Below are 2,934 nucleotides of genomic sequence, written 5' to 3'. Positions count from 1 at the left end.
ACGACTCGCCGGATCCTTGGCCACGGCGGCGAATATGGGCGGCCTCGGACTCGGGATCCTGTCGTCCGGACTGCTCGCCCGCTTCGCCCCCGCTCCCCTGCTCACGCCGTTCCTCGTCAACACGCTCATGCTCGCCATCGCCGGGTTCGCGCTCATGCTCGTGCGGGACCGCACGCGGGGCGGGGCAACCTCCGTCCGGTTGCAGCTGCCGGGGATTCCCGCCTCGGCGAGGCACATGTTCCTAGCCGCCTCACCTGGGGCGATCACCGGCTTCGCGGTGTGCGGGCTGTATTCGGCGATCGCGCCGAGCTTCATCGGTCAGACCCTGCACGTGACGTCGACCGCGGTCACCGGTGCTGTTGTGTTCCTTCTCTTCGGCGCCTCGGCGACGGCGCAGGTGCTGCTGCGCGGGTTCAGCGACCGTCGACTCATCGTCGGCGGGACCGTGACCATGATCGTGAGCATGGGTGCTCTCGTCTTCGCACTCATGGCGGGGTCGCTGCCGGTGCTCATCGCCTCCGCAGCGTTGGCCGGTGCCGGGCAGGGGCTCGTGTTCATGACCGGGATGCGCGCGATCATCGCGGTGACCGCGCCCGAGCACCGCACCGAGGCAACCACCTCGTACTTCATCCTCGCGTACGTGTTCATATCGGTGCCGGCGATCGGTGCCGGATTCCTCGCCGCCGAGGTGGGACTGGCGAATGCGACCGTCATCTTCGCCGTCGCAGTGGCCGTGGTGTGCGTGTTTGGACTCGTCGCGGCACGGAGGTTCGCGGGCCGTTAGGTGGAGGGCCTCCGGGTGCTGGGGTGTCTGAGCCAGGTCCCCGGACCGTCGGGTGACGGGTAGCTGGACTGGCGAGGCCGTTGGGGCCGTTGGGGCCGTTGGGCCTGTTGGGCCTGTTGGAGCCGTTGGGCCTGTTGGGCCTGTTGGGGCCGGGTTCGCACGGAGCAGCGCGGCGGACGTCGGCCAGAGGCCTGATTTCCGGAGATCTGCCTCCCCGCTCCCGAGAAATGGTCACTTTCGGATAGTCCCCGGAAAATGTAGGTCATCATCGGATACTTTCAGCGCTTCGAAGTATCCGATGGTGACCCATATTTCTCGGCTGGTCCCATCTCCGCTCTCCCACACCTCGACTTGTCGCACCGGGACCTCGGTTTGTTTCCTCTGAGGTCTCAAACCCCTTCTCCGTAGTCCCGTCTCCGATGGAGGTTCGGGTCAGTGACGTGAACTAGGGTGGGTGCCATGACCTCCGCAGCCACGACCTCCGCCCTCGATGTCCTCCACGATGTCTTCGGCTATGAGGAGTTCCGGGGTCAGCAGGCGGCCATCGTCGACCAGGTCGTCGGCGGCGGGGATGCGGTCGTACTCATGCCCACCGGCGGCGGAAAATCCCTGTGCTATCAGATTCCTGCCCTGGTCAGGCCCGGTACAGGTGTCGTCATCTCCCCACTCATTGCGCTCATGGCCGATCAGGTCGCGGCGCTGGAGAACCTCGGCGTGCGGGCGGCCTATCTCAACTCGTCCCTCGATTTCGAGACCGCCCAGCAGGTCGAACAGCAGCTGCTCGCCGGAGAGATCGACCTGCTCTACCTCGCGCCCGAGCGTCTCGTCCTGCCGCGGACGATGCGACTGCTCGAGCTGGCACAGATCTCCCTGTTCGCCATCGACGAAGCCCACTGCGTGTCCCAATGGGGACATGACTTCCGCAGCGACTATCTGGGACTCGGCGTCTTGGCCGAACGATTCCCGGATGTCCCGCGCATCGCACTGACGGCCACGGCCACGCCGGCCACCCACGCCGAACTCACCGAACGACTCCACCTCCAGGATGCCGAGCACTTCGTCGCGAGCTTCGACCGACCCAACATCACCTACCGGATCGAGCCGAAAGCCTCGGCGAGATCGCAGCTGCTCAACTTCATCACCACCGAACACCCCGGGGATTCGGGCATCGTCTACTGTCTGTCCCGGCGCGGGGTCGATCAGCTGGCCGAAGCACTCGTCGCCCGCGGCCTCACGGCCCTGCCGTACCACGCAGGGCTTCCCGCCGAGGTGCGCGCGGAGAACCAGGCGAGGTTCCTCCGCGAGGACGGCATCGTCATGGTCGCCACCATCGCCTTCGGCATGGGCATCGACAAACCCGACGTCCGCTTCGTCGCCCACCTCGACCTGCCGCGGTCGGTCGAAGGCTACTACCAGGAGACCGGTCGAGCCGGCCGCGATGGACTGCCCGCGGATGCGTGGATGGTCTACGGCCTCGGCGATGTCGTCTCCCAACGCCGACTCATCGAATCCGGCGAGGGCGACCAGGTGTTCAAACGCCGCCAGATGAGCCACCTCGATTCGATGCTCGCCCTCTGCGAGACAGTCGACTGCCGACGTGTGCAGCTGCTGCGGTACTTCGATGAGGAATCCGCACCGTGCGGCAACTGCGACACATGCATGACACCCCCAGTGACCTGGGACGCGACCGTGGCCGTGCAGAAGCTTCTGTCCGCCGTCATCCGGCTCGACCGGGAACGCGGGCAGCGCTTCGGTTCGGGCCAGGTCATCGACGTGCTGCGCGGCAACGACAACGACCGTTCCCGGGCCTCGGACCATGCGAGCCTGAGCGTCTGGGGCGTCGGCGACGACCTGTCCGAGAGCCAATGGAAGACCGTCATCCGCCAGGTGCTCGCCCGCGGCCTTCTCGAATCGCACGGTGACTACGGTGTGCTTGTGGTCGGTGAGGCGGCCGGCCCCGTCCTGCGGGGAGAAGAGGAGATCTCACTGCGCGTCGATCCGGTGAAGAAAGCCGGAGCGAAGAAGGCCGGATCAAGTCGCCGAGGCGGCCCCGAGGTCGAGCTCGACCCGGCCGATGCCTCCCTGTTCGAGGCGCTGCGCTCCTGGCGAGGAGAGCAGGCGAAGGAGCAGGGCGTGCCCGCCTATGTCGT

At 66.7% G+C, this 2,934-nt stretch carries 1 protein-coding gene and 1 pseudogene; both read left to right on the top strand.

What is annotated here, in order from left to right; genetic code table 11:
* Positions 1-784, top strand: a pseudogene (locus ACTIIH_RS16170) (hypothetical protein); the annotation flags it as partial.
* Between the two features lie 459 nt (positions 785-1,243).
* The coding region (gene recQ / locus ACTIIH_RS16165) for a DNA helicase RecQ (protein ID WP_441452842.1) at positions 1,244-2,934 on the top strand (1,691 nt) is incomplete at its 3' end.

The organism is Brevibacterium sp. (assembly GCF_052105255.1).
GTDB lineage: Bacteria > Actinomycetota > Actinomycetes > Actinomycetales > Brevibacteriaceae > Brevibacterium > Brevibacterium linens_B.
The sequence above is the reverse complement of the archived record's forward strand: the minus strand, read 5'-3'. Positions and strand labels throughout refer to the sequence as shown.